At 72.8% G+C, this 24800-nt stretch carries 19 protein-coding genes; 8 read left to right on the top strand and 11 right to left on the bottom strand.

The genetic code is table 11. The features are described 5' to 3' along the window. Window positions 1-3: 3 nt before the first annotated feature. From CP983_RS07335 to CP983_RS07325, 3 genes are all read right to left on the bottom strand, one after another. Window positions 4-1239 (bottom strand): serine hydrolase domain-containing protein, encoded by a 1236-nt coding sequence (locus tag CP983_RS07335; protein ID WP_150499002.1) that lies wholly within the window; start codon window positions 1237-1239, stop codon window positions 4-6. A 65-nt stretch (window positions 1240-1304) separates the two neighbouring features. Next, entirely contained in the window at window positions 1305-2654 is a 1350-nt protein-coding gene (locus CP983_RS07330) for an MFS transporter (protein WP_150499001.1), read from the bottom strand. Further along, on the bottom strand, window positions 2651-3250 hold the full coding sequence (locus CP983_RS07325) for a TetR/AcrR family transcriptional regulator (RefSeq protein ID WP_150499000.1): 600 nt from the start codon (window positions 3248-3250) through the stop codon (window positions 2651-2653). The genes CP983_RS07330 and CP983_RS07325 overlap by 4 nt, the downstream gene beginning before the upstream one ends. A gap of 85 nt (window positions 3251-3335) precedes the next feature. Between CP983_RS07325 and CP983_RS07320 the strand changes: the two genes are divergently transcribed. Both CP983_RS07320 and CP983_RS07315 read left to right on the top strand, forming a co-directional pair. Beyond that, the gene (locus tag CP983_RS07320) at window positions 3336-3779 is read left to right on the top strand and encodes a PPOX class F420-dependent oxidoreductase (RefSeq protein ID WP_107908127.1); all 444 of its coding nucleotides are present in this window, start codon (window positions 3336-3338) and stop codon (window positions 3777-3779) included. A gap of 101 nt (window positions 3780-3880) precedes the next feature. After that, window positions 3881-4291, top strand: coding sequence for a VOC family protein (locus tag CP983_RS07315; protein ID WP_125524446.1), 411 nt, complete (start codon window positions 3881-3883; stop codon window positions 4289-4291). Window positions 4292-4295: 4 nt separating this feature from the next. Here the strand turns inward: CP983_RS07315 and CP983_RS07310 are convergent, their stop codons facing one another. The 3 genes from CP983_RS07310 to CP983_RS07300 form a co-directional block, all read right to left on the bottom strand. Next, window positions 4296-5462: a glycosyltransferase gene (locus CP983_RS07310; protein ID WP_150498999.1), complete on the bottom strand. Its 1167-nt coding sequence runs from the start codon at window positions 5460-5462 to the stop codon at window positions 4296-4298. Between the two features lie 125 nt (window positions 5463-5587). Further along, entirely contained in the window at window positions 5588-6982 is a 1395-nt protein-coding gene (locus CP983_RS07305) for a nucleotide sugar dehydrogenase (protein ID WP_150498998.1), read from the bottom strand. A 5-nt stretch (window positions 6983-6987) separates the two neighbouring features. After that, complete coding sequence (locus CP983_RS07300) at window positions 6988-8448, bottom strand: glycosyltransferase family 4 protein (protein ID WP_229914657.1); 1461 nt, start codon at window positions 8446-8448, stop codon at window positions 6988-6990. 73 nt (window positions 8449-8521) lie between these two features. On the opposite strand from CP983_RS07300, the gene wecB reads away from it, so the two are divergent. Genes wecB through CP983_RS07280 form a run of 4 tightly spaced genes read left to right on the top strand, consistent with a single transcriptional unit; the run spans window position 8522 to window position 14238 of the window. Then, window positions 8522-9610: a non-hydrolyzing UDP-N-acetylglucosamine 2-epimerase gene (wecB, locus tag CP983_RS07295; RefSeq protein ID WP_150498997.1), complete on the top strand. Its 1089-nt coding sequence runs from the start codon at window positions 8522-8524 to the stop codon at window positions 9608-9610. Further along, window positions 9603-10250 carry a class I SAM-dependent methyltransferase gene (locus tag CP983_RS07290; RefSeq protein ID WP_150498996.1) on the top strand — a complete coding sequence of 216 codons (648 nt, stop codon included), beginning with the start codon at window positions 9603-9605 and terminating at the stop codon, window positions 10248-10250. The genes wecB and CP983_RS07290 overlap by 8 nt, the downstream gene beginning before the upstream one ends. After that, on the top strand, window positions 10250-12058 hold the full coding sequence (locus CP983_RS07285; RefSeq protein ID WP_150498995.1) for a hypothetical protein: 1809 nt from the start codon (window positions 10250-10252) through the stop codon (window positions 12056-12058). Before CP983_RS07290 ends, CP983_RS07285 begins: the two co-directional genes overlap by 1 nt. Continuing rightward, window positions 12055-14238 carry a glycosyltransferase gene (locus tag CP983_RS07280; protein WP_150498994.1) on the top strand — a complete coding sequence of 728 codons (2184 nt, stop codon included), beginning with the start codon at window positions 12055-12057 and terminating at the stop codon, window positions 14236-14238. Before CP983_RS07285 ends, CP983_RS07280 begins: the two co-directional genes overlap by 4 nt. 50 nt (window positions 14239-14288) lie before the next feature. Here CP983_RS07280 and CP983_RS07275 read toward each other — a convergent pair whose 3' ends face one another. Further along, window positions 14289-15629, bottom strand: a complete 1341-nt coding sequence (locus CP983_RS07275) for an MFS transporter (RefSeq protein ID WP_150498993.1) — start codon at window positions 15627-15629, stop codon at window positions 14289-14291. A 226-nt stretch (window positions 15630-15855) separates the two neighbouring features. Beyond that, entirely contained in the window at window positions 15856-16521 is a 666-nt protein-coding gene (locus tag CP983_RS07270) for a TetR/AcrR family transcriptional regulator (protein ID WP_030956875.1), read from the bottom strand. 171 nt (window positions 16522-16692) lie between these two features. Here CP983_RS07270 and CP983_RS07265 point away from each other — a divergent pair, with 171 nt between their 5' ends. Then, window positions 16693-17589, top strand: coding sequence for a shikimate dehydrogenase (locus CP983_RS07265; RefSeq protein WP_150498992.1), 897 nt, complete (start codon window positions 16693-16695; stop codon window positions 17587-17589). A gap of 109 nt (window positions 17590-17698) precedes the next feature. Next, window positions 17699-19546, top strand: coding sequence for a bifunctional sugar phosphate isomerase/epimerase/4-hydroxyphenylpyruvate dioxygenase family protein (locus tag CP983_RS07260; protein WP_150498991.1), 1848 nt, complete (start codon window positions 17699-17701; stop codon window positions 19544-19546). On the opposite strand, the gene CP983_RS07255 is transcribed toward CP983_RS07260, so the two are convergent. From CP983_RS07255 to CP983_RS07245, 3 genes are all read right to left on the bottom strand, one after another. Continuing rightward, window positions 19533-20999, bottom strand: coding sequence for a pentapeptide repeat-containing protein (locus tag CP983_RS07255; RefSeq protein WP_150498990.1), 1467 nt, complete (start codon window positions 20997-20999; stop codon window positions 19533-19535). The two genes, CP983_RS07260 and CP983_RS07255, sit on opposite strands and share 14 nt — an antisense overlap. A gap of 53 nt (window positions 21000-21052) precedes the next feature. Next, complete coding sequence (locus tag CP983_RS07250; protein WP_150498989.1) at window positions 21053-23917, bottom strand: peroxidase family protein; 2865 nt, start codon at window positions 23915-23917, stop codon at window positions 21053-21055. Window positions 23918-24207: 290 nt separating this feature from the next. Beyond that, a complete protein-coding gene (locus CP983_RS07245) occupies window positions 24208-24795 on the bottom strand; it encodes a histidine phosphatase family protein (RefSeq protein ID WP_125524435.1) in 588 nt (195 codons plus the stop codon). Between the last annotated feature and the right edge of the window lie 5 nt (window positions 24796-24800).

Below are 24800 nucleotides of genomic sequence, written 5' to 3'. Positions count from 1 at the left end.
GGGTCAGCCCTGCGTCACGGCCTCGTGCACGAGCCGCTTGAGGTCCTGGAACATCGTGTGCGAGGTCTTGGGCCGCACCTGCGTCATGAACTGCACCGTCAGGTCGTGGCGCGGGTCGACCCAGAACGTGGTCGTCGCCACCCCGCTCCAGCCGTAGGCGCCGAGCACGGTGGGGGCCTTCGTGCGGGACGGGTCGATCACGACGGAGACGCCGAGACCAAAACCCATGCCGTCGTTGCCGGCCTCGTCATGAGCGGGACGGCTGCCGAAGGCGCGCAGGTCGGCGCCGCCCGGGAGCTGGTTGGACGTCATCAGGTCCACCGTCTCGGGCGCCAGCAGCCGGGTGCCGTCGAGTTCGCCGCGACCGCGCAGCAACTCCATGAAGCGATGGACGTCGTGCGCGGAGGCCGCGAGACCGCCGCTGCCGGACAGGAAACGCGGGCGGCCTCCACGCAAGGGGAGTCCGGGGATCGGCTCGATGCCGCCGTCCTCGGTCTCGCCGTACAACTCGGCCAGCCGGACCGCCTGTTCGTCGCTCACACAGAACCCGGCGTCGGTCATCCCGAGCGGGCCGCAGATGCGCTCGGCGAAGAACTCGTCCAGCGGCTGCCCCGACACCACCTCGATGACGCGGCCCAGGACATTGGTGGCGACCGAGTAGTTCCACTGCGTGCCCGGCTCGAACTGGAGCGGCAGACGCGCGTACACGTCGACCGTGCCCGCCAGGTCGGAGCCCGGCAGCACCGCCGAGTCCAGGTTGGCGTCGCGGTACAGCGCGTCGACAGGGTGCGTGCGGTAGAACGCGAAGGTCAGCCCGGCGGTGTGGGTCATCAGATGCCGGACGGTTATCGGCCCGTCGGCGGGGCGCGTCACCATGTCGGCGCCGGACCCGCCGACATACACCCTGGGCTCGGCGAAGCCCGGCAGATGGCGGGCCACCGGGTCGTCGAGCGACAGCTTGCCCTCCTCCATCAGCAGCAGCGCGGCGACCGAGGTGACCGGCTTGGTCATGGAGTAGATCCGCCACAGCGTGTCGGCCTCGACGGGCAGCCCGGCCGCGAGGTCACGGTGGCCGTGCGTGGTGAGGTGGGCGACGCGGCCACCGCGGGCGACGGCCACCAGGTAGCCGGGCAGCCGCCCCTCGTCGACGTAGTGGGCGAAGTACTGGTCGAGGCGGTCCAGCGCCTTCGAGTCCAGCCCGACCTCACCCGGGTCGACCTCTTGTGTCAGCAGTGCCATCGCTCTCCTCCGATATGTACGACGAGGGTGCGCTCCGGCATACCCCGCGGGAACGGCCTCTGACCTCATCGTTGCGCAGGAACACGTGTACGGTCCTTCGAATCGCCATGATCGTTCATGGCCGCGTCCCGCCGCCCCGGCAGCGCACGGCCCAGTGCCGCGCCGGCCAGGGCGAGGGCGGCGAGGACACCCAGTGGCAGCCCGGGGCCGTCGCCGGTGCCCAGGAGCGCGGTCGCGACGGCGACGCCCAGCACCGGTCCGATGTTCATCGCGGTCTGCTGGAGCCCGCCCGCGACCCCGGCCGACTCGACGGGCGCCTCCCGTACGACGACATGCGTCGCCGCCACCATCACCGTGCCGAAACCGGCCCCTACCAGTGCGAACGCCGTGCACAGCAGCGGCGTCGCCGGCGTGCGGGACAGGACGAGGATGCCGAGGGCGAGGAGTGTCATCGCCGCCGCGGTCGTACGCCGGGCACCGACCCGGCGCAGCAGCACCGCGCACGTCGGCGCCGCCGCCACCATCAGCGCGGCCAGCGGCAGGCTGACCAGGGCGCTGCGGAACGGGTCAAGATCGAGGGTGTCCTGCAACAGGAACGTGCCCGCGAACAGCGCGCCGGACAGCGCCGCCGACGCGGCCACCAGCATGCCCAGCGCCGAGCCGACTGCCGTGGACCCGATCACGCTCGGGGGCAGCAACGGGCTCGCGGTGCGGCGCCCGTGCCGCACGAACGCGGCACCGGTGAGGGCGGCCGTCGAGGCCGTCCAGACCCAGCCCGGCAGCGCCACGAGGGCGTGCACCAGGCAGGCCAGGGTGAGCGCGAGCAGGAGGGCGCCGGGCACGTCGAGCCGGGCGGGGGAGGCCGTGCGCGCAGGCCGTACGGTGAGGGCGAGCGTGCCGAGGACCAGAGCCGGGACGACGTTCAGCAGGAACACCACCCGCCAGCCGGGCCCCGCCACCAGCGCGCCGCCCAGCAGCGGTCCGACGGCGGCCGACACACCGATCGCCGCCGTCCGTACGGCGATCGGCGTCCGCAGTCGGTCGGGTGGGAACGCCGCCCGCAGCATCCCGAGCGTGGCCGGTTGCAGCAGCGCCCCGAACACCCCCTGCACCACCCGCAGTCCGATCACCCATCCGACGCCGGGCGCGAACGCGATGCCCGCCGACGCCGCTCCGAAGCCGAGCATGCCGATGCCGAAGACACGGTGGTGGCCGTGCCGGTCACTAAGCCGCCCGGTCAGCACCAACAGGCTCGCCACCGCGATCAGATAGCCGGTGCTGGTCCACTGCACCTGGGCGAAGGAGGCGCCCAGGTCGCGCTGGAGGCTGGGCTGGGCCACGGTCAGCACGGTGCCGTCGAGCGCGACGATCACCGCTCCGACGACGCTGCTCGTGAGGGTGAGACGCGGGTTCACACGCCCTCCGGACCGAGGTGGGCGTCCAGGACCGAACCCAGCAGGGGTGCGAAGTCGTCGGTCCCCGTGGCGAGTTGGAGGCTTCCCCAGCCCCACAGCTGGGCGATGCCGTGCAGCCCCGCCCACAGCGTGCCGGCGACGAGACGCGCGTCGGCGTCGGGACGCACTCGGCCCACCAGCTCCACCAGGCGTCCGAAGAGCGGAAGGCTGGTGTCCCGCAGCCCCAAATGGCCGCTCTCCAGCAGATCGTGACGGAACATCAACTCGTACATCCCGCGATTGCCGAGCGCGAAATCCAGATACGCCCGCCCCAACTCGGTCAGCTGTGTCCGCGGGGGCGCGTCGCCCACCCCGACCGCCGCCGTCGCCCGCGCCCCCAGCTCGTCGAAGCCGCGGCGCGCGATGGCCGACAGAAGCTCCAGGTGGGTGGGGAAATAGCGGCGGGGCGCGCCGTGCGAGACGCCAGCGCGGCGGGCGATCTCCCGCAGGGTCAGCGCCTGGACGCCTTCCTGCGCCACGAGCTCCACGCCTACGTCGACCAGCCGTGCCCGCAGCCCCGTGTCCATGTCCGTGCCCGTTGCTCGCGATGCTTCCATAGACACTGTCTACCATGATCGAGTAGACAGTGTCTACGTGAGTCTCGCGGGAATGAGCGGGCCGCCCGCCAGGGTTGATGCAGACATGACTCAGGACGCCACCCACAACGCACTGCTCGCGCTCCTGGCCGAGAGCCACGGCGGGGTGCTGGTCACCCTGAAGCGCGACGGCCGCCCGCAGCTGTCGAACGTGAGCCACGCCTACTACCCCGACGAGCGCATCATCCGCGTCTCGATCACCGACGACCGCGCCAAGACCCGCAATCTGCGCCGCGACCCGAGGGCGTCGTACCACGTCACGACCCCCGACCGATGGGCGTACGCGGTCGCCGAGGGCACCGCCGACCTGGCACCCGTCGCACAGGACCCCTACGACGAGACGGTCGAGGAGCTCGTCCGCCTCTACCGGGACGTCCAGGGGGAGCACCCCGACTGGGAGGACTTCCGCGCCGCGATGGTGAGGGACCGACGCCTCGTGCTGCGCCTGCACGTCGAGCGGGCTTACGGCGTGCCGCGGAGCGGGGCCTAGGGCCCAGGTCGCAGGGCCGATGGCCGATGGTCTCGGTGCCTGTGGGCTGTCTACGCTGCCGGTGGATCGACGCCGCTCAGTTCAGCACACGGAGGGTCACCATGCCGGTCGACGGCCGCAGTCACATCCGGATCGCCCGCCCGTCCCGGGACCTCGCCGCGGCGGAGCGCTTCTGGACCGAGGGGCTCGGACTCGGCGTCGTATGGCGGGCGGTCGGCGGCCCGGAACCTGGCGAGCACGACCTGCTGATGCTCGGCTGGCCGGACGCCGGCTGGCATCTGGAGCTGGTGCACGAGCCCGCCCGTCCCGTCGAGCCCCGGCCGACCGAGGAGGACCTCCTGGTCGTTTACGTCGACGGGCCGGTGCCGGAGGACCTGGTCGCCCGGCTGGAGGAGCACGGCGGCAAACGGGTCCCGTCGCCCAACCCGTACTGGAACGAGTGGGGCGTCACGATCGAGGACCCCGACGGCTACCGGCTCGTGCTGTGCCGACGGGGTTGGTCCAACGCCTAGGAGTTCAGGCCGTCGGGGCCCTGTCGCCGGCGAACGGGACGGCGGGGCCGTCGTCCCCGGCCGCTGACGCCTCCTTCACCCAGGACTCCAGGCACATCACGAACTCGGTCGCAGCGTCGGCCCAGTTGAGGTCGGACCGAGCCGCCTCCCAGCCCCGGGCCGCCGCCCGCCGGCGCATGACCCGGTCGCTGCGCAGATGCCGTACGGCCATGGCGGCCGTGGCCGGATCCTCGTAGGGGACGACGAGACCGCAGCCGTAGCGCTCGACCAGCTCCGCGGAGAGCGGCGTGGGTGTGGTGACCACGGGGACGCCGTGCGCCATGTACTCCACGGCCTTGGTGGGCCGTGAATGACGGTAGTTGGGCTGGTCCCGCAGCAGGGAGAGGCCGGCCAGGCTGCCCGAGAGCAGACCGAGGGCACGGTCGTTGGGCAGGTAGCCGTGCCAGCGCAGCACGCCGTCCCGGTCGGCCTCGGTCAGCGCGCCCCGGATGTCAGGGTCGGCCGCGCCGATCACCTCGACCCGGATGTCGGGCGCCAGCAGCCGGGCCGTCTCGATCAGTTCGGGTGCGCCGCGGGCCTTCGACAGATGGCCGAGGTAGACGACCCGGTCGTCGCCCGGCGGCTCGGGTGGCTCCGGCGGCACCGTCGCCAGGTTGGCCACGACGGGGTGCGTCCGGCGGAAGCGCCGCTGGTAGGCGTCCTCGGCGAGGAGCAGCCGCAGATGCCGCTCCGCCGTCCGCTCCGCCGCCCGGACGGCCAGCCGCAGCGGCGGTCGCAGCGGCCGGGGCAGCCAGCGCTTCATCACCAGCGCCGCCGCGGTGTCCTCGTGCACGTCCCACACGGTGACCGGGACATGCCCGGCGCGCCGCCAGCGGCGCATCGTGCCGGGCAGGGTGAGCAGGAGCTCCGGGTCGTGCAGCAGGACGACGTCCGCCTGCGGCCCGCGCTCGGCGAGCAGGGCGCGTGCCGCGCGCAAGGCCGCCCGGCGGTCCCGGCCGGCGGCCCGGGGCAGGTCGACGCCCTCGACGTTCGGCCGCGGCGACGTCCGCCGGGCCGCGAAGGGAGCGGCGTACACGATCCGGTGGCCGTGCTCGTGCAGGGCGGCGATCTCCCGGTGCAGGATCCGCGCGTCCTCGGGATGGTGGACGACGGTCACGACGAGTATCCGCATCAGAGCACGCACCTTTCGACTGCCCCGAGAACCACGGACCCGGCATCGACGGATCCGAGAACGGCGGACCGACCGGCGACGGACCCGACGGGGCCCGTGCCGGGCGGACCGGAGAGATCAGGCGGTCACAGCACCTCGACCCCGGGCCGGAAGATCCGGCCGCGCGTGTCGAACAGCAGGCGGGCCGCGTCGCCGAGGGCCGGCAGGTCGTAGGCCGAGTGATCCTGGAGCAGGATCGTCAGGTCGTGCTCGCGCGCCGCCGCCATGACGTCGGTGACGCGCGGGATGTTCACCCCGTCCACGGACCACAGCCGCACATGCGGATCGTGGAAGGAGATCTCGGCCTCCCGCTCCCGCAGCAGCCGCGCCACCGGCAGTGCAGGCGACTCCCGCTGGTCCGCCACGTCCGGCTTGTAGGTGACGCCGAGCAGCAGCACCCGCGAGCCGTGCAGCGGCCGGCCGGCGTGGTTGAGGAGGTCCTGGGCGCGACGCACCACGTACTCCGGCATCCGCCGGTTGATCTCCTGGGCGAGCTCCACGAACCGGAACTCGTAGCCGAGGGACGAACGCACCTTGTACGACAGGTAGTTGGGGTCGATCGGGATGCAGTGCCCGCCGACGCCGGGGGAGGGCCGGAACGCCTGGAAGCCGAACGGCTTGGTGCCGGCGCAGCGGATCGCGTCCCACAGGTCGACGTGCAACTCGTGGCTGATCACGGCCAGTTCGTTGACCAGGGCGATGTTCACGTGCCGGTAGGTGTTCTCCAGCAGCTTGGCCATCTCGGCCTCGCGGGTGCCCTTCGCCTGGACGACGGTGTCGACGAGCTTGCCGTAGAAGGCGACCGCGCGGGCCGCGCACGACGGGGTGCAGCCGCCGACCACCTTGGGCGTGGTGCGCAGGCCGTGGGCGGTGTTGCCGGGGTCGATCCGCTCCGGCGAGAACGCCAGCGCGAAGTCCGCTCCGGCCCGCAGCCCCGACTCCTCCAGGAGCGGCCGTACGACCTCCTCGGTGGTCCCGGGATAGGTGGTCGACTCCAGCACCACCAGCTGCCCGGGCCGCAGCCGCCGGGCCACCGTCCTCGTGGCCGCGGTGACCGCGCCGAGGTCGGGTCCGCCGTCCTTGCCGAGCGGCGTCGGCACACAGATGACGATCGCCTGCGCACGGGCCAGGCACGCGTCGTCCGTGGACGCGAGGAACCCGGCCGTCAGCATCCGGCGGACGTCCTCGTCGGAGACGTCGTCGACATGGGAGTGCCCGGTGTTGAGGGCCTCCACGACCCGGGGGTCGCGGTCCAGGCCCAGGACTCTCAGGCCGATCGACGCCGCCTCACGCGCGAGCGGCAGTCCGACGTAGCCGAGCCCGATCACCGCCAGCTCCACCTGGTCGGGCGGGTCCGTCTCGCCGAGCGGCACGCTCGCGGCGAGCCGGTTGTTCCTACCGCGCGCGCTCCCGCGGAGCGGTGGTCTTTCCCCGGGCGGTTCGCCCGCTTCCCCGAGCGGTCCGGTCTGTTCGGCCTGCATAGGGATCACCCCGCATCAAGGCTGCCAAGGGCGCGGTACGCCTCACGGGTTGTGGCGGCGGCCCGCTTCCAGGTGCGGTCACGCGCGACTCTCGCGCGGGCGGCTGCTCCCCACTCAGCACGCCGATTTCGACTGTAAAGGAGTATTTCAAGCTCATCAGCCCAGGAATGTGGCGATTCAGTCCTGATTAGCCTCCCGTTAACCTCCGGTTCGACCAGTTCTCCGAGTGCGGGGAGGTCGCTCGCGAGCACGGGAACACCGCTCGCCATCGCCTCGACCGGCTTGAGCGGGGTCACCAGGCGGCAGACGCGCTCGTCGGTACGCGGCACCGCGAACACGTCCAACACGGCGTAGAAGTCCCGGACTTGGGCGTGCGGCACCCGGCCGGTGAACAGCACGGTCCCGTCGTCAAGACCGAGCCGGGCGGCCAGCCGCTCCAGCGCCGGGCGCTGTGGACCGTCCCCGACGATCAGCAACCGCAGCGGCACACCGCGCCGGCGCAGCTCTTCACCCGCATGGAGCAAAGTGCCGATGCCCTCGTGCGGGGCGAGGGTGCCGACGGTGCCGACGACGAACTCGTCCGGCGCGATGCCGAGCCGGGCCCGCACGGGCGCCCCGTCCGGCGGCGGGGCGAGGAACGCGTCGTCCACGGCATTGGGCACGATCAGCACCCGTTCCCCGGGCACCCCGCGGCCCACGATCTCGGCCTTCATGGCCTCACCCAGCGTCAGCACCAGATCGGCCTCGCGCATGCACTGCGTCTCCAGGGCGCGGCGCGTCCGGTACGTCTCGTCGTCCCGGCCGCGGCCCGGCGCCTGCGTCAGCCACGTCTCCTCCAGGAAGCCCCGCACCTCGTAGACCACCGGCAGCCCGTAGGTCTCCCGCAGGGCGAGCGCCACCCGTCCGTTGCCGTGGTCGCTCGCGGCGTGCAGCACGGCGGGCCGCAGCCGGTCCACCAGGCGGGCGGCCAGCTCGGCGTTGAGCGCGAGCGAGGCGGCCTGGCCGTACGGCAGCCACGGCGGCAGCAGCCGGTGCTGCGGCACCCCGCCCACATGCTGCTTGGCGCGGGCGTCCAGCACCCCGCCCGTCACGGGGAAGCCGATCCGGGTCACCACATGCGGGTCGAGCCCGGCCGCGAGCTGGGCCTCGGCGAGCTTCTGCGTGCGCACGGTGTAACCGGCGTGCCGGAACGGCAGCCCGTTGGTGACCAGATGGAGCACCCGGCCGGGGACGGGGCGGTACGGAATGCCGTACGGCGCGGGCACCCGAGCGGCGGAAGGCGCCGCGGCCGGCCCTGCGGCGCGGGCGCGCACGGTCAGCCGCCGTTCGAGCGGCCCCAGCCGCCGCCGGACGGGCCCCGGCAGCAGGCGTACGCCGAGCAGCGCGGCCCGCAGCGGATCCTGACGCAGTTCGCCAACTGCCACCGAGGCCGCCAGACTGAGCGCAAGAAGGACTTTTCTGGGCATATCGCCAAGATATTCCCCAACGTCGAGCAACGGCCCGCCAACAGCAGCCGTCCCCACGGCACCGGAGGCAACCATGAACGGCTGCGTACTCCATGTGGTCGGCACCCGGCCGAACTTCGTCAAGGCCGCGCCGGTCGTCGCCGCTCTCGGCGCCGCGGGCTCCGAGCAGGTGCTCGTCCACACCGGACAGCACTACGACGAGCGGATGTCGGACATCTTCTTCCGGCAACTCGGCCTGCCCCGCCCCGACACCGACCTCGGCGTCGGCTCCGGCAGCCACGCCCGGCAGACCGCCGACCTCCTGATCGCCCTGGAGGGCGAACTGACCGCCCGCGCACCCGCCCTCGTCACCGTCTACGGCGACGTGAACTCGACACTGGCCGCCGCGCTGGCCGCCGCCAAACTGGGCATCCCCGTGGCCCATGTGGAGGCCGGCCTGCGCAGCTTCGACATGACGATGCCGGAGGAGGTCAACCGGCGTCTGGTCGACCAGCTCGCCCGGCTGCTGTTCGCCACCAGCCCCGAGGCCGTCGGCCACCTCGCCCGCGAGGGCGTCGACACCGGGCGCGTGCACCTCGTCGGCAACCCGATGATCGACACCCTGCTCACCCATCTGGAGCAGTTCGACGCCGCGAGCGCCCGCACCGCCCACGGACTGCCCGAGCGCTACGGCGTGGTCACCCTGCACCGGCCCGCCAACGTCGACGACCCCGAGGCCGCGGCGGCCGCCGCCCGCGTGCTGACCGAGGCCGCCCGCCACCTCGACCTCGTCGTCCCGCTGCACCCGCGCGGCCGGGCCGCGCTGCGGGCGGCCGGCCTCGCCGACGCACCCGGCATCCACCTCCTCGACCCGCTCGGCTACGTCGAGTTCATGAGCCTGGTGCGCGGAGCCGCCGCCGTGATCACCGACTCCGGCGGCGTGCAGGAGGAGACGACCGTCCTGGGCGTCCCCTGCCTGACCCTGCGCACCACCACCGAACGCCCGGTCACCGTCACCCACGGCACCAACCGGCTCGTCACGCACGGGGAACTGGTCCCGGCGCTGCGCAAGCTGCTGGACGGCGGGGGAGCGGTACCCGCCGAGGGCCCGCCCCTGTGGGACGGCCGGGCCGGCGCCCGGATCGCCCGCGTGATCACCGGGTGGCTGGAGCGCCATGGCTGACGGGACGACGACACGGGACGGCACACGGACCTACTGGGAGGCCCGCCATGCCGACCACGACGACCTCTCCTCCGGTGGGCACATCGGGCTCGACCGCCCCGGCAACGAACTCTTCTACGCCCAGCGGCTCGGCACGCTCCTCTCCCTCGTCGGCGACCTGTCCAGCCCCGCCGCCCCGCTGTTCGTGCTGGACGCCGGCTGCGGCAAGGGGTACTTCGCCCGCGCCCTGGCCCGTTGCGGCCACCGGGTCGACGCCTTCGACGCCAGCCGGACCGCCGTCGACCACGCCCGCGCCGGGGGCGGCGGCCCGCGCTACGCCGTCGCCGCACTCGACGAGTGGCGGGGTCCCTGGCCGTACGACATCGTCGTCTGCGTGGACGTCCTGTTCCACGTCCTCGACGACGAGGAATGGGCGGCGGGGCTGCGCAACCTCGCCTCCCTCGTCCGCGTCGCCGGCCGGCTGATCGTCACCGACGAGGACACCGGCCGCCGCACGCCCCGCGGTGCGCACATCGTGCACCGCCCGCTCACCGCCTACCGCGCCGAACTCGAGCCGCTCGGCCTGCGGCACACCCTCTCCAGGCCGTACGGCTTCCGGGAGAACCGGGTCGGCTTCCACGTCTTCACGAGGACCCGCTGATGCGCCTGACCGACCTGCTCCATCCGCACCTCGACACCGTCACGACGGTGGTGGACGCCACCGGCGGCGGCCTGCGCCTGGAGCCGTACCTGCATCTGCCGCCGGGCGTCGACCTGCGAGACGACGACGAACGCCCCGTCACCGAGGGCGAGTTGGCCCTCCTCTCCTACGGACCCCACGCCGGGCCGCACGGCGGCGAGGACGCCCTGCGCGCCGTACTGGCCCGGATGCGGCCCGGTGCGCGAGGACTGATCGTCTTCGGGCACGGCGGATCCGAGCTGCCCTACCACCGGCTCCTGGACGACCTGGTCGGCCACCGCTGCCAGGTCCTGCGCGCCGCACCCCTCGACTACGTCCACCTGCACGCGGGCGCGGTCATCGCCCGCACCGACGAACTCCTGCCACCGCACGACTTCTTCGGCCGGCCCGTCCCCTCCGACGGCTACGCCACCGCGCTGCGGATCGCCGACGAGTACGTCTTCGCCGACCTCGCCTCCCGGTCCCTGCGGGCCCGGGTGATCGACCTCGAAACCGCCGCCGAGGACGCGGAACGCACCCGTCAGGCGGCCGGGCAGGACGCGCTCGCCGACCGGCTCGCCGCCGCCGTACGGGAGAAGGAACAGCTCGCCGGCGCACTCAGAGCCGCCCGGGACCGGGTCGACGTCCTTCAGGCACGGGTGGCCATGCTGGAGGGCTCGACCTCGCTGCGGGTCGGCAAGGCACTGGTGACCGCCGCGCGTTCACCGAAACGGGGCGCGGCAAGACTGCCCGGGGAGCTGTACGGACTGTGGCGCGGACGCCGGAGCACCGCCGGCCGGGCGGCCGACGGCGCGAAGAAGGCGCAGGCCGAGCCGGAGGCGCCGCTGGACGACCGGTTCCACCTCACCCATCGCGCCCTGACCGCGGCGCCCCGCGACCGCCTCGTCGTCGCCGGGGTGCTCACCCCCGAGACCGCCGAGGACTTCGCGGCGGACGTCGTCGTCAACCCGTTGCTGCCGCACGACGGACGACTCCTCGTGCAGCGCACCGACCCCGACGTGCTCGTCGTACAGCTCAGCGCCTGCACCGGCGACGGACCCTGGTGGCTCACCGGCACCGGACTCGCCCCCGACCTGGACCGCACCCTCGCCGAACTGCTCGCCGAACAGCGGGTGCTGGGCAGGAAGTCCGTGCTGTGGCGGGACGGCCCCGCCTCCGCCGCGCCCGGCCTCACCCGCCTCGCCTGGGACGCCGTCCTCGACGCCGACACCGGCGTACGGCTCACCCGGCTCCACCCGGCCGCCGAGGGCAGGGAACGGCTGCGCGAGATCTTCCGGGCCGACAGCACCCGGGTACGGCTGTCGCAGCTCGCGCGGCTGGCCGGGGCCCCGGACCCGCTGGACGAACGGCACGTCACCGTGCTCGCCGCGCCCCGGGGCCGTACCGAAGTCGCCCGGCTCGTCGGCCAGGTGCTCGGCCAGCTGCACCGGCCGGACGAGGTCGTCGTACCCGACACGGAGGGCCTCGACGAACTCACCGCCGCCGGAGTGACCGTACGCCGGGGCCGGCCCCTGGCGCCCTGGGTCGCCGACTGGACGGACCTCACCGAGGACCGGCCCGACACCCTGCTGCTCGACCTGATGTGCGCCCAGGAGTACTCCGGCGCCGACGCGGTGGGCCACACGCCGACCGCCGACGACTACGTCTTCGTACCGTCGCTGCGGCCGCTGCTGGTACGCCGGTCGCTGCACCTGTCCGGCACGGAGCCCGGCAGTTGGGCGGGCCGGGGACACCGACTGTTCGCCGTGCGCGGGAAGGAGCCGTCATGAGCCGTACCCTGCGGGCGCTCGTCTACGGCGACGTCGACCTCAATCTCATCGACGGGTCCGCCGTCTGGGCCCAGTCGACGGTGCAGGCACTGTCCCGGGCGGGCTGCGACAGCCGGCTCGTCCTCAAGGCCCCCGTCCGTACCGGCCGGTTGACCGATCCGCTGGCCGAGCTGCCCCGCGTCGGTCTGGTGTCCCCGCACAAGGAGCGGCTGCTGCCGGGGCTCGCCGACCGGCCGATGTCGCCGGTGCAGGCCTCGCAGGTGCTCGCCCGGCTCGACGAAGACGAGCCCTGCGACCTGCTGGTGCTGCGGGGCCGGCGGCTGGTCACCCGGATCGTCGCCGACGGCCTGTTCGACGGGCGGATCTGGGCCTACCTCACCGACATCCCGCAGTCCGCCGCCGAGATGACCGAGGCGGCCCGCTCCGACCTCGTCCGCATCGCCGAGGCCTCGCACCGACTGCTGTGCCAGACCGAGGAGTTGCGCTGCTTCCTGGAGACATGGGTGCCCGAGGCGTGCGGCAAGTGCGTGCTCAGCCCGCCCGCCGTGCCCGAGCCCGGCTTCCCGCTGCCGGACCGGGACACGCCGCACGATCCGCTGCGGCTCGTCTACACCGGCAAGTTCGCACCCCGCTGGAACACCCTGCCCATGACCCGGCTCCCGCAGCTCCTCGCCGAACGCGGCGCCGCCGCCGAACTGCACACCGTCGGCGACAAGATCCACGACGACCCGGGCCACCCCGACTTCCAGGCCGACATGGCGCGTGCGCTGTCCGGCACCCCGGGTGTGCGCCACCACGGCGGACAGTCCCGCGAGGAGGCCATGCGCATCGCCGCGGACTGCGACGTCGGCCTCGGCTGGCGCGACCCGGTGCTCGACTCCAGCCTCGAACTGTCCACCAAGGTCCTGGAGTTCGGCGCCCTCGGCCTGCCCGTGGTCCTCAACCGCACGCCGGCGCACGAGGCGCTGCTCGGCACGGACTATCCGCTGTTCGTGCCGGGACGCGCCGGACTCGACGACGCCGCCGACACGGTGGCCCGGGTCGCCCGCGAGCCGGAGTCGCGGCGGCTGGCCGCCGACCGCTGCCGAGCTGCCGCCCGCCAGTACACCCTTGACGGGGCGGCCGCCCGCTGGCGCGCCCACCTCGACCGGGCCTTCCCCGCCGAGCCCGGCGGGGTGAGCGGCCGTCGCCGTCCGCTGCGCGTGGGCGTCGCCGGGCACGACCTGAAGTTCCTCACCCGGCTGCTCGACCACTTCCGCTCGACGCCCGGCCTGGAGGTACGGGTCGACGCCTGGCCGGCGCTCGCCCGCCACGACCCGGACACGAGCCGGGAACTCGCCGACTGGGCGGACGTGGTGGTCGTGGAGTGGTGCGGCCCGGCCGCCGTCTGGTACAGCCGCCACAAGCGGCGCGGCAGCCGGCTGATCGTGCGGCTGCACCGCTTCGAACTGGACGCAGGCTGGCCCCGCCAGGTCGACATCGACGCCGTCGACCGGGTGGTGTGCGTCAGCCCCTACTACGCCCGCCGCACCCGCGAGCACACCGGCTGGCCCGCGTCGAAAGTCGTCGTCGTGCCCAACTGGGTCGACACCGACCAGCTCGACCGGCCGAAGGCGCCGGGCGCCCACCACCGCCTCGGCATGATCGGCATCGCGCCCAGCCGCAAACGCCTCGACCTCGGCCTCGACGTCCTGGAGGCGCTGCGCGCCCACGACCCGCGCTGGCATCTGTCGGTCAAGTCAAAGCCGCCGTGGGAGTACTGGTGGATCTGGAACAAGCCCGAGGAGCGTGAACACTACGAGGGCGTACTGCGCCGGATGCAGACCTCGCCGCTGCTCGAAGGAGCCGTCGTCTTCGACACGTTCGGGCCGGACGTGGCGGGCTGGCTGCGCCGGGTCGGGCACGTGCTGTCCACCAGCGACGACGAGAGCTTCCACCTCGCCCCCGCCGAGGGGATGGCCTCCGGTGCGGTGCCCTCGCTGCTGCCCTGGCCCGGTGCGGACGAGATCTACGACCGGCGGTGGATCCACGACACCCCCGAGGCGATGGCGGAGGCGATCGCCGTCCTCGAGGAGGACGACTGGCAGGCGGCCGGCGAGCTGGCCCGGGTCCAGGTGAAGGAGGGGTTCTCGCTGGACCGGGTGGCCGAGACCTGGACGGAGCTGTTGTGCGCGCCGTGATGTGACCCGCGGGTCCCCGGAGCCCTTGCGGCGTCCGGGGACCCGGTGTCTCAGGCCGTCACCTTTGCCGGCTGCGCGGCCTGCCCGAGCGTCCGCTCACCCAACTGCTCCGTCGGAACCTTCGCCGTCTCGCGGGCCGACAGCGCGGCCACGACCGGCGGCACGCACAGGGCGGCCGTGAACAGGGCCACCGCCGACCAGTCGTCGCCGTCCGGGCCGGCGATCTGCGCGGCGAAGGTGACCGCGAAACCGGCGACCGCGAAACCGATCTGGGTGCCGATGGCCATGCCGGACAGCCGGACCCGGGTGGAGAACATCTCGCCGTAGAAGGAGGGCCACACGCCGTTCGCGGCGCTGTAGACCACCCCGAAGGCGACGACGCCGAGCAGCAGCGTCAGCGGGTAGGAGCCGGTCGAGATGGCCCACAGGTACAGGAACATCGTCACCGCGCTGCCGGCCGCGCCGGCCAGGAACACCGGGCGGCGGCCGATGCGGTCCGACAGGGTGGCCCACAGCGGGATCGCGCCGAGCGCGACCAGGTTGGCGAGGGCGCCCACCCACAGCATCGAGGACTTGTCCATCCCGACCGAGTCGCTGGTGGCGTAGGACAGCGCCCACACCGTGAAGATCGTGCTGACCGAGGCGACCAGCGCACCGCCGATCACCCGCAGCACATCCGCCCAGTGCTCCCGCAGCAGCACCGCCAGCGGCAGTCTGACGACGCCCTCGGTGGCGGCCTGCTGCTCGAAGGCCGGGGTCTCGTCGAGCTTGCGGCGGATGACATAGCCGACGACGGCGACCGCGACGCTCATCCAGAACGGCACCCGCCAGCCCCACGACATCAGCTGTTCTTCGGGCAGCGCGGCGATCGGGATGAAGACCAGCGTGGCCAGCAGCTGCCCGCCCTGTGTACCGCTCAGCGTGAAGCTGGTGAAGAAACCGCGGCGATGGGGTGGCGCGTGTTCGAGGGTCATGGAGTTGGCGCTGGCCTGCTCGCCGGCCGCCGAGATGCCCTGGAGGACACGGCACAGCACCAGCAGGACCGGCGCGAGGGTACCGACCTGGTCCCGGGTGGGCAGACAGCCGATGAGGAACGTCGATATGCCCATCAGGATCAGCGTGAAGACCATGATCTTCTTACGGCCCACCCGGTCGCCGTAGTGACCGAGAAACAGCGCGCCCACCGGCCGGGCCGCGTACGCCACACCGAACGTGGCCAGCGACAGCAGGGTGGCCGTCGCCGGGTCGGACTCGTCGAAGAAGACCTCGGGGAAGATCAGCGCGGCCGCGCTGCCGTAGATGAAGAAGTCGTAGTACTCCAGGGCGCTGCCGATCCAGGCGGCCATGGCCGCCTTCCGCGGCTGGCCGGCGTGCGTGTCGGGGACGGACACAGGGGTGCTCCTTCGAGGGAACTCCACCTTATGGGGAGTGTGTGCAGAGGAGGGGCGAGGCGCCGGATCCCTGGGGTGACGGGTCGGCCGAGCCGGGAGCTACCCGGCTAATTAACCCACTGGATAGTTAGTAGCGGATGGCTAGGGATGTTGCGCCGACGTTTCCCGGGTGTCAAGAGGTCATGCCGAAGGATCTTGTGGTGCGCGGTGCCCGGACCGGGCCCGGTCAGTCCTCGGCGCGCGGTGCCGTCAGATAGGCGATGACCATGTCGCCGAGCATCGTGCGGTAGTACTCGCGCCGGGCCGGATCCACCAGGTCGCGGCCGAACAGGGCGCCGAAGGTGTGCCGGTTGGAGACCCGGAAGAAGCAGTAGGAACTGATCATCGCGTGCAGGTCGACGGCGTCCACGTCGGCCGTGAACAGGCCGGACTCCTGCCCCGACTCCAGGATCCGGCGGATCACGTCGAGGGCCGGCGAGCCGATCCTGCCCAGCTTCTCGGAGGCGGCGATGTGCTCGGCCCCGTGGATGTTCTCGATGCTGACCAGGCGGATGAAGTCGGGGTGCTGCTCATGGTGGTCGAAGGTCAGCTCGGCCAGCCGGCGGATGGCGGCGACCGGGTCCAGATGCTCGACGTCGAGCTGCTGCTCGGCCTCCCGGATCACGCCGTACGCCCGCTCCAGCACAGCCGTGAACAGCTGCTCCTTGCCGCCGAAGTAGTAGTAGATCATCCGCTTCGTGGTGCGGGTGCGGGCGGCGATCTCGTCCACGCGGGCCCCGTCGTAGCCGGCCCGGGCGAACTCCTGCGTCGCGACGTCGAGGATCTCGGCCTGGGTGCGGGCGGCGTCGCGGATCCGCCCGTTGGTGCGTGCCGGCTCTTCGACGCTGGTCATCGGCTTCCTTCGGCCAGGGGCGGGTGCCGTCCGGTGGCCCACCCGCGTGCCGGTGATTGTAGAAGCCCGCCCGCCCCGCGTGTCGGGACAGGTCTTCACAAGCTCCCTCGCCGCCTGCTATGACTAACTCACCAGTTCGTACATTAGTGAGCCGCTCAGGAGGTCCCACCGGTGGCCAAGGACACCAAGGACTCGTATCTCGTCGGGCTGATCGGTTCCGGCATCGGCCCGTCGCTCAGCCCGGCCCTGCACGAGCGCGAGGCCGCCCGCCAGGGCCTGCGCTATCTGTACCGGCTCATCGACATCGACACGCTCGGCGTCCCGCCCGAGGCGGTGGGCGACCTCGTGCGGTCCGCACGTGACCTGGGCTTCGACGGGCTCAACATCACCCACCCCTGCAAGCAGCTCGTCATCGAGCACCTGGACGAGCTCGCCCCGCAGGCGGAGGCGCTGGGCGCGGTCAACACCGTCGTCTTCGAGGACGGCCGGGCCGTCGGCCACAACACGGACGTCACCGGCTTCGCCGCGTCCTTCGCGCGCGGGCTGCCCGACGTACCGCTGGAGCGGGTCGTGCAGCTGGGTGCCGGGGGCGCGGGCGCGGCCGTCGCCCACGCCATGCTGACCCTCGGCGCCGAGCGGGTCACCGTCGTCGACGCGCTGGGCGAGCGGGCCGCGGATCTCGCCGGGGCGCTGAACGGGCACTTCGGCGCGGGGCGCGCTGCCGCGGCGGCGCCGGACCGGCTGGCCCGGGTGGTCGGCGCGGCCGACGGCATCGTGCACGCCACGCCCACCGGTATGGCCTCGCATCCCGGGCTTCCCCTCGCCGCGGAACTGCTTCATCCGCGGCTGTGGGTCGCCGAGGTGGTCTACCGGCCGCTGGAGACGGAGCTGCTGCGTACCGCGCGTGCGGTCGGCTGCGCCGCTCTGGACGGGGGCGGGATGGCCGTGTTCCAGGCCGCGGATGCGTTTCGGCTGTTCACCGGGCGTGAGCCGGACGCTGCGCGAATGCTGGCGGACATCGAGGGGTTGGCCGGGGCGGCGGAGAACCCGGTGGGTGAGGCGGTATGACCTCTGCGGGCCGCCTGTGGCCGGTCGCGCCCACGCGGCGGAGCCGCAAATCGATACAGTCCCGCGCCCCTGCTGGGGCGCTGAAGCACGGCGTGTTGAAGGAGCAGGCATGCGTACGTCCATCGCGACCGTCTCTCTGAGCGGGTCGCTGACAGAAAAGCTCACGGCCGCCTCCCGGGCCGGGTTCGACGGGGTCGAGATCTTCGAGAACGACCTGCTGGCCAGCCCGCTGAGCCCGGAGGAGATCCGGGCGCGGTGCGCCGATCTGGGGCTGAGTATCGACCTCTACCAGCCCATGCGGGACATCGAGGCCGTGCCCACCGAGGAGTTCGCGCGCAATCTGCGGCGTGCCCGGCACAAGTTCGAGCTGATGCGCAGGCTCGGGGCCGACACGGTCCTCGTCTGCTCCAGCGTCCATCCGCTCGCCGTGGACGACGACGCGCTCGCCGCCGATCAGCTGCGTCAACTCGCCGACCTCGCTGAGGAGTTCGGTATCCGGGTGGCGTACGAGGCGCTGGCCTGGGGGCGGCACGTCAACACCTACGGCCACGCCTGGCGCATCGTCGAGGCCGCCGACCACTCCGCGCTCGGGACCTGCCTGGACAGCTTCCACATCCTCTCCCGCGGCTCCGACCCCAAAGGCATCGCGGACATCCCCGGCGAGAAGATCTTCTTCCTCCAGCTCGCCGACGCCCCGCTGCTCGCGATGGACGTCCTCCAGTGGAGCCGCCACTACCGCTGCTTCCCCGGGCAGGGCGGCTTCGACGTCGCCGGACTCGTCCGCAACGTCCTCGGCACCGGCTACGACGGCCCGCTCTCCCTGGAGGTCTTCAACGACGTCTTCCGCCAGGCCGAGGCAGGACCGACCGCAGTGGACGCCCACCGCTCGCTGCTCGTGCTCCAGGAGACGGTCGGCGTCGCGACCCCGCCCGCGCCCGTCGTCCCCACCGGCGTCGCCTTCGCCGAACTCGTCACGCCCGACGCCGAACCGGTCGCCGCCGTGCTCGGTGCCCTCGGCTTCGCCCGCGCCGCACGCCATCGCACCAAGCCGGTCGACCTCTGGCAGCAGGGCGAGGCCCGCATCCTCGTCAACACCTCGGGCGCCGCCCGCCGTACCGGCACCGGCCTCGCCGCGATCGGCCTCGAATCACCCGACCCGGCCGGTGCCGCCCGCCGCGCCGAGGCCCTGCTGGCCCCCGTGCTGCCGCGACGCCGCGCCGCCGAGGACGCCCCGCTCGACGCGGTCGCGGCACCCGACGGCACGGAGCTCTTCTTCTGCGCCACGGACCGCCCCGAACTGCCCAACTGGCGGGCCGACTTCGCGGACGAGGCCGGCGTGCCGCACGGCACCGACGACAACGAGGGACCCCACGGCGCCGACGTGACCGGCGGGCCCCACCGCACCGGCGTCCACCGCATCGACCACCTCGCCCTCACCCAGCCCTGGCACCACTTCGACGAGGCCGCCCTCTTCCACCGCAGCGTCCTCGGCCTGCACGCCCAGGAGAGCGTGGACGTCGCCGACCCGTACGGCCTGATGCGCAGCCGCGCCGTCACCAACGCCGACGGCAGCGTCCGTATCGCCCTGGGCGTCGGCGCGGCGCCCACGGACGACACCGTGCACGCCCAGCACATCGCGCTGGCGACGAGCGACGTCGTCGCCGCGGCCCGCCGCTTCCGGGAGGCGGGCGGGCGGCTCCTCCCGATCCCCGCCAACTACTACGACGACCTGGCGGCACGGCACGAGTTCGCCGACGGCGAGCTGGAGACGTACCGCGAACTGGGCATCCTCTACGACCGTGACGCGCACGGCGAGTTCCGGCACTGCTACACGATGACCGTCGGCCGGGTCTTCTTCGAGCTGGTGCAGCGGGACGGCTACCGGGGTTACGGGGCACAGAACGCCCCGGTACGGCTGGCCGCGCAGCACACCGCCCGGGCGGTCATTGGCGGCTGACCGTGCGGGTCACACCGGCGATGACCGTGGTGGCCAGGATCCAGCCGAGCAGGACCAGGGCGTATGCCAGGGCCTGTTGCGGGCCCTCCGGGGCGAACGCCGGCTCCTGACCGAAGGAGATCACCGGCAGCAGCAGGTCCAGCGTGTAGAAGACGGGGTTGAAGTGCGGTGCCTCGCCCGCCTTCAGGGCCGGGGGCTGATGCAGCGCGAACGCCACCGAGCCGACCGCGAGCAGGGACAGCAGCCAGCCCAGTGCCCGCATCGGCCGGAAGCCGTAACCGACGGTGGCGTCCTGGACATGGCCCCACAGCCGGCCGTACCAGGGCAGGGTGCTGCGGTGCCGGCGCTGCTTCGCGAGCTGCACGAGCCGGGCCGCGTGATCGTCGCCGGTACGGCGGTAGGCGGCGGTCAACTGCTCGTACCCGTGCGGGTCGAAGGTGTCCTCGTCCCGTTCCAGCATGGGCAGCCGCTGCTCGGGCGGCACGTGCGGGGTCAGCGACGTGTACGTGAGGTCGAGGAGACGGACCTGGTCCGGGAGCATCTCCGGCGCCAGGTTGAGATGCTCTATCTGGGAGCGCCGCAGGTTGAGCATCCCCTCCATCCGCGGGCCCCGGCGCAGCCATACCTCGCCGATGACGCAGCTGCTCGCCCGTATCGCGGTGCCGCCGGGGTTGGACAGCCGGCTGTGCAGCAGGTCGAGCCGGCCGGGAACGCGGGCGCCGCGCAGGTCGATACGGCCGTGCGCGCTCAGCCGTCTGCCGAGGACGTTGGCGCCCACCTCCATGGCCTCCGCGCTCAGGACGAACTCGCCGGGATGCCTCAGTTCGGCGCCCTCCAGCCGCAGCGAGCCGCTGACCGTGGCCCCGTTCAGCCGGACCTCGCCGCGCGTGCGCAGCCGTGACGCGCACAGGTCCTCGCCGACGGTCACCTGATGGAGCTGGAGGACCGGGTCCTCGGTCCCCTCGGGCGCGGTGATCTCGGCGTCCTCCAGATACAGCGCCCCGGCGATCTGCGCCCCGCCGAGCCGCACCGGCCCACGGAACCGGCACTTCGCCAGCCGCAGCCCGCCGTCGACGCGGATCCGCGCGCCCGCCAGACCGGGCAGGTCGGAGCCGGACAGATTGAGGTACTTCAGCTGCGCGCCGGAGAGATCCGGGACGTCGTCGAACCGGCACTGACTCAGGCGCGCGACGCTCTCGACGGTCGCGTACCGCAGATCCAGCGCGCCGGTGATCCGCGCGCCCGCGACCTTGAGCGCGGCCACCTCACCGCCGACGACCGGGCCGTCTAGCAGCAGCGCCCGCAACACCGTGGCGCGCAGGGTCCGTTGCGGCCCCCAGTCGGCACCGTCGGCCGCGCTCTCGTCCCGCGCCGCGCGGAAGTCGACGGCCTCACCCCTGGGGAAGGCCTGCCACACCCGCAGCTCGGCCGGCGTCAGATCGTTGATCTCCATCAGCCGGGACTCTGACGCCGGCCGCCGAACCTGTCAACTCACCGCCCACCGGCTCATGAAGGGCCGTCGGACGGCCGCACCGCCCGCCACGGCGCGAAGGCGCTCGCCCCGCGCGGCAGCAGCGGCGCCAGCTCCGGGCAGTGCCGCTGGATCACGGAGTCCATGCCGCCCCGCTCCACCCAGTCGATACCCAGCGGCGTGTACACCTCGGGCCGGTAGTCGACGGTGAGGAACCGGTCGGACTGCAGGCGCCGGCTCGCCATCAGGATGAACACCCGGAACGCGGTGTCGCTGAAGCCGAATCCGGTCGGCGGGTTCTCCCCGAACAGCCCCACCACGGTGTCGATCTCGTCGACCGAGCGGTAGACCTCCTTCAGCCGCGCCAGTGTCTCGGCGTTCTCCGTCAGCTCCTCGAAGGAACGCAGGCGCGGCTGGTGCAGCCCCGCACGGAAGTCGTTGTAGCGGGGCACGCCGCGCCGCCGCGTGCGCACCAGGTCCACCACCGACAGATCGATGATCTCGCTCTCCCGCTCGAACCGCTGGAGCGAGCGCGGGAAGTTGTGCAGGGTGATCGCGCCGGGGTGGGCGATACCGAACGAGTACAGAGTGTTCGCCAGGCCCGTCTTGCGGATCCGCGCCTCGGCCGCGCCGCCCTGGATGTCCAGGAAGCCGACCGTCTCCAGGCGCTGCCCGAAGTGGTGCTCGCGCAGCTCGAAGTCGTCCGGGATCAGCGGGTGCATGCGGTAGACGGTGACGAAGTCCTCGGTGAGGGAGTACGGCGCCGTGTGGTGGTCCGGCAGTGTCTTCGGGATGCCGGTGAGCGAGTGCGCCTCCAACAGCCACAGGCCCAGCCGGTCCAGCCATTTGCGGGGCGGGCCCTGCCAGTTGGTGTGCAGGGCGATGTCGATCGCCTCGGTCGCGAGGATCGCCGGGGTCCACTCCACCGTGTGGATCTTCGCGATCAGCGCGGAGACCACCAGCCGGGCGGTCTGGTAGATCCGCTCCTCGCCCATCGCCGGGTACTCGGCGCGCAGCGCGGCGCACACCGCGTTGTGCTCCCGCGCGAACAACGTGTGCATGGCGCTCAGCCCCATCCACCAGTTGTCGCTGAACCCCGTCAGCGGGATCCCGCCGTTGCCGCCGGCCGGCAGATGCCCGTCCTCCAGGCGGAGTTCGGCACGCCCGTCGGCCTCGCGCAGGAAACGGGCGGTCCGTTCGTCGCCGCCGTACACCTCCGAGCCGTCCCACCAGTGGGAGGCGGTGTTGCCGAAGAGGAGGGGCGGCCGGCCCGGCACCTCGATGCCCTCGTTCTCCGCGAACCGCATCACGTTCTCGTCCGGCCCGCCCGGTGTGTTGTGCCACGGCCCGCTGCCGGGCGGCAACGGCACCTCGACGGAGCGCTCACCGGGCTTGTGGCGCCGGTGGTTGACCCAGTCGTGCACCTGGAACTGGATCCAGGCCGCGGCCAGCACGTTCAGCGAGGTCGCGGGCAGGAAGCTCTCGCGGTACAGGAGCCGGCGGCTCACCGTCACCGGGTTCGGGGTGTCGTGGAGGTCGGGGCGGTGGTCGGGCCGGAGATTGCGCCCGAAGGCCGAGCCGACGGCGCCCATCCGCGGGTCCGACAGATCGTTGTACGTGCCGTCGTAGGACCGTTCGCCGCGCAGATGCTCCGGGATCGGCTCGGGCACCCGCTGGGCGCGCGGGGGTGCCTCGCGCGGCTCGGTGTCGATCAGGTTCAGCCGGCGCAGCACCCGGCGCAGGAACACGAGGTTCAGCAGACTCGGCTGCACCGGCAGTCGGTGCCAGGGCACATACCGGTTCAGCAGCCCGAACGCCGCCTCGACCGGCCGTCCCAGCACCCTGTTGCGCAGCGGCTCCCCGGTGACGAACCGCAGCCCCAGCCGGTGCGCGCTCGACGCCTGGTACGCGGCCTTGCGGGCCCGGTTGATGTTGCCGAGCGGGCGGAACTCCTCGGTCGTGTACCAGGGGTTGAAGGCGAGGTCCTCGATCCGGCGTGCGGTCGCGTGTGCCTCGGCGCTGTCCAGGTCCTGGCCGGGGATGGTCAGGCGGGCGACCGGGAGCGCGGGCGACATGCCGTCCGTCCACTCCACCGAGGCGTCCTCGACCGGAGTGTGCCGCTCGTCCACGAACCGCTGCACGCACAGGTCGTACTCGACGGGGCCGCGCGCCAGCCGGTCGGCGAACTCCCGGTGCAGGAAGTCCGTCTCACCGCGGTCCGGGGTGGGCGCGGGGGCGCTGCCCGGCGCCGGCCGCAGCAGGAACCGCACCGGGCCGGCCTCGCCCCACAGCATGGCGCCCCGGCTCCAGTACGTCTCCGTCGCGAGGGAGTCGACGGTGTGCCGTGTCGCCGCCCGCACATTGCGCCGCATCCGGCCGGCGGTCCGCGGCCCGACGGCCAGGGGCAGCTTCACCAGCAGCGCGAACGCCTTCCGCAAGGGGCTGCGGGCGCCCGCCATCGCCTTGGCGAAGGCCACGAACTCCCGGGCGTTCGCGGCATGCGAGACCGGATGGCTGGTCGCCAGCAGATCGTGGCTCTCCTCCTCCGTCACCCGCACCCTGACGGCCGCACCGCGCAGATCGGGCGAGCCGTCGCCCTGCCGGATGCCGCTCGCGCCGGACAGCCGGACGGTCGCCGGATACTCGGCGCCCGGCCGTGCGAACCCCACGCGCAGGGCCGCCGGGAGGTCGTCGTGGAAGCGCAGCCGCGCGTTCTCCACGGCCACCGGCGCCTTCGCGTGGAAGGCCCGGGCGACCGGCCCGCCCCCGGCCCGCCGGTTCTTGACCTGCACCCGCATCAGCTCGCGGGCCAGCCGTTCGAACACCAGCCGCTCCGCTCGCGGACTGCCGCCTTCGTACCGTTCGTAGCGCTGCTCGTGCTGCTGCCCTGACTCGGCCATCGGTGGACTTCCTTCGTACGACTGCGTACGGATGCGTACGTGGCAGGGGCCAGCACGCTACCGACGGGCCCGTGGCAGCCGCAGCGAAGGTTCGCGCCGATGTGCTCCCGGATGTTCCGGATGTGAACAACCCTGCGGAGAGCGGCACTCGGGCACGTCAGGAGGGCGCGCTGAGGCGGGCAGGAACCCGGTGCCGGTCCCGCCCACACCTCAGCATCCCAGCAACCCCACCCGGCCGCATCCGCAGTGGCCGAGGGCCGCGCCCACTGCGCGACCCGGCACCGGGGAGTTCAGGACCGGGTGTTCCACTGCGCGATCACCGGCCGGCCGTGCTCGGTCGACAGCCGGCTCACCGTGCCCGTGGCCAGCTGGAACAGCCGTCCGTCCGCAGGGGCGAGCCCCAGCCGGCGGGCCGTGACGACCCGCAGGAAGTGCCCGTGCGCCACGAGGACCACATCGCCGTCCGGCAGCGCCGCCGCGACCCGGGCGAGCACCCGGTCGGCCCGCGCTCCCACCTCGGCCGGCGACTCGCCCGGGTGGTCGGGCGGGCCGGGTGCCACGCCGTCGGTCCACAGGTACCAGTCGGGACGGGTGCGGTGGATGTCGACGGTGGTGACGCCCTCGTAGCCGCCGTAGTCCCACTCGTGGAGATCGGGGTCGGGTACGGCCCCGGTCACGCCCGCCAGTTCGGCGGTGCGGACCGCGCGGCCGAGCGGGCTGGTGAGCGCCAGGGCGAAGGTCCGGCCGGACAGGAGCGGGGCGAGCGACTTGGCCTGTTCCTCGCCGTCCTGGGTCAGGGGCAGGTCGGTGAAGCTGGTGTGCTGTCCCGACCTGCTCCACTCCGTCTCACCGTGGCGGACCAGAAGGAGATCCCCCACGGTCC

It is taken from the genome of Streptomyces chartreusis (assembly GCF_008704715.1).
Lineage (GTDB): Bacteria > Actinomycetota > Actinomycetes > Streptomycetales > Streptomycetaceae > Streptomyces > Streptomyces chartreusis.
This window is presented reverse-complemented; position numbering and strand designations above follow the sequence as displayed.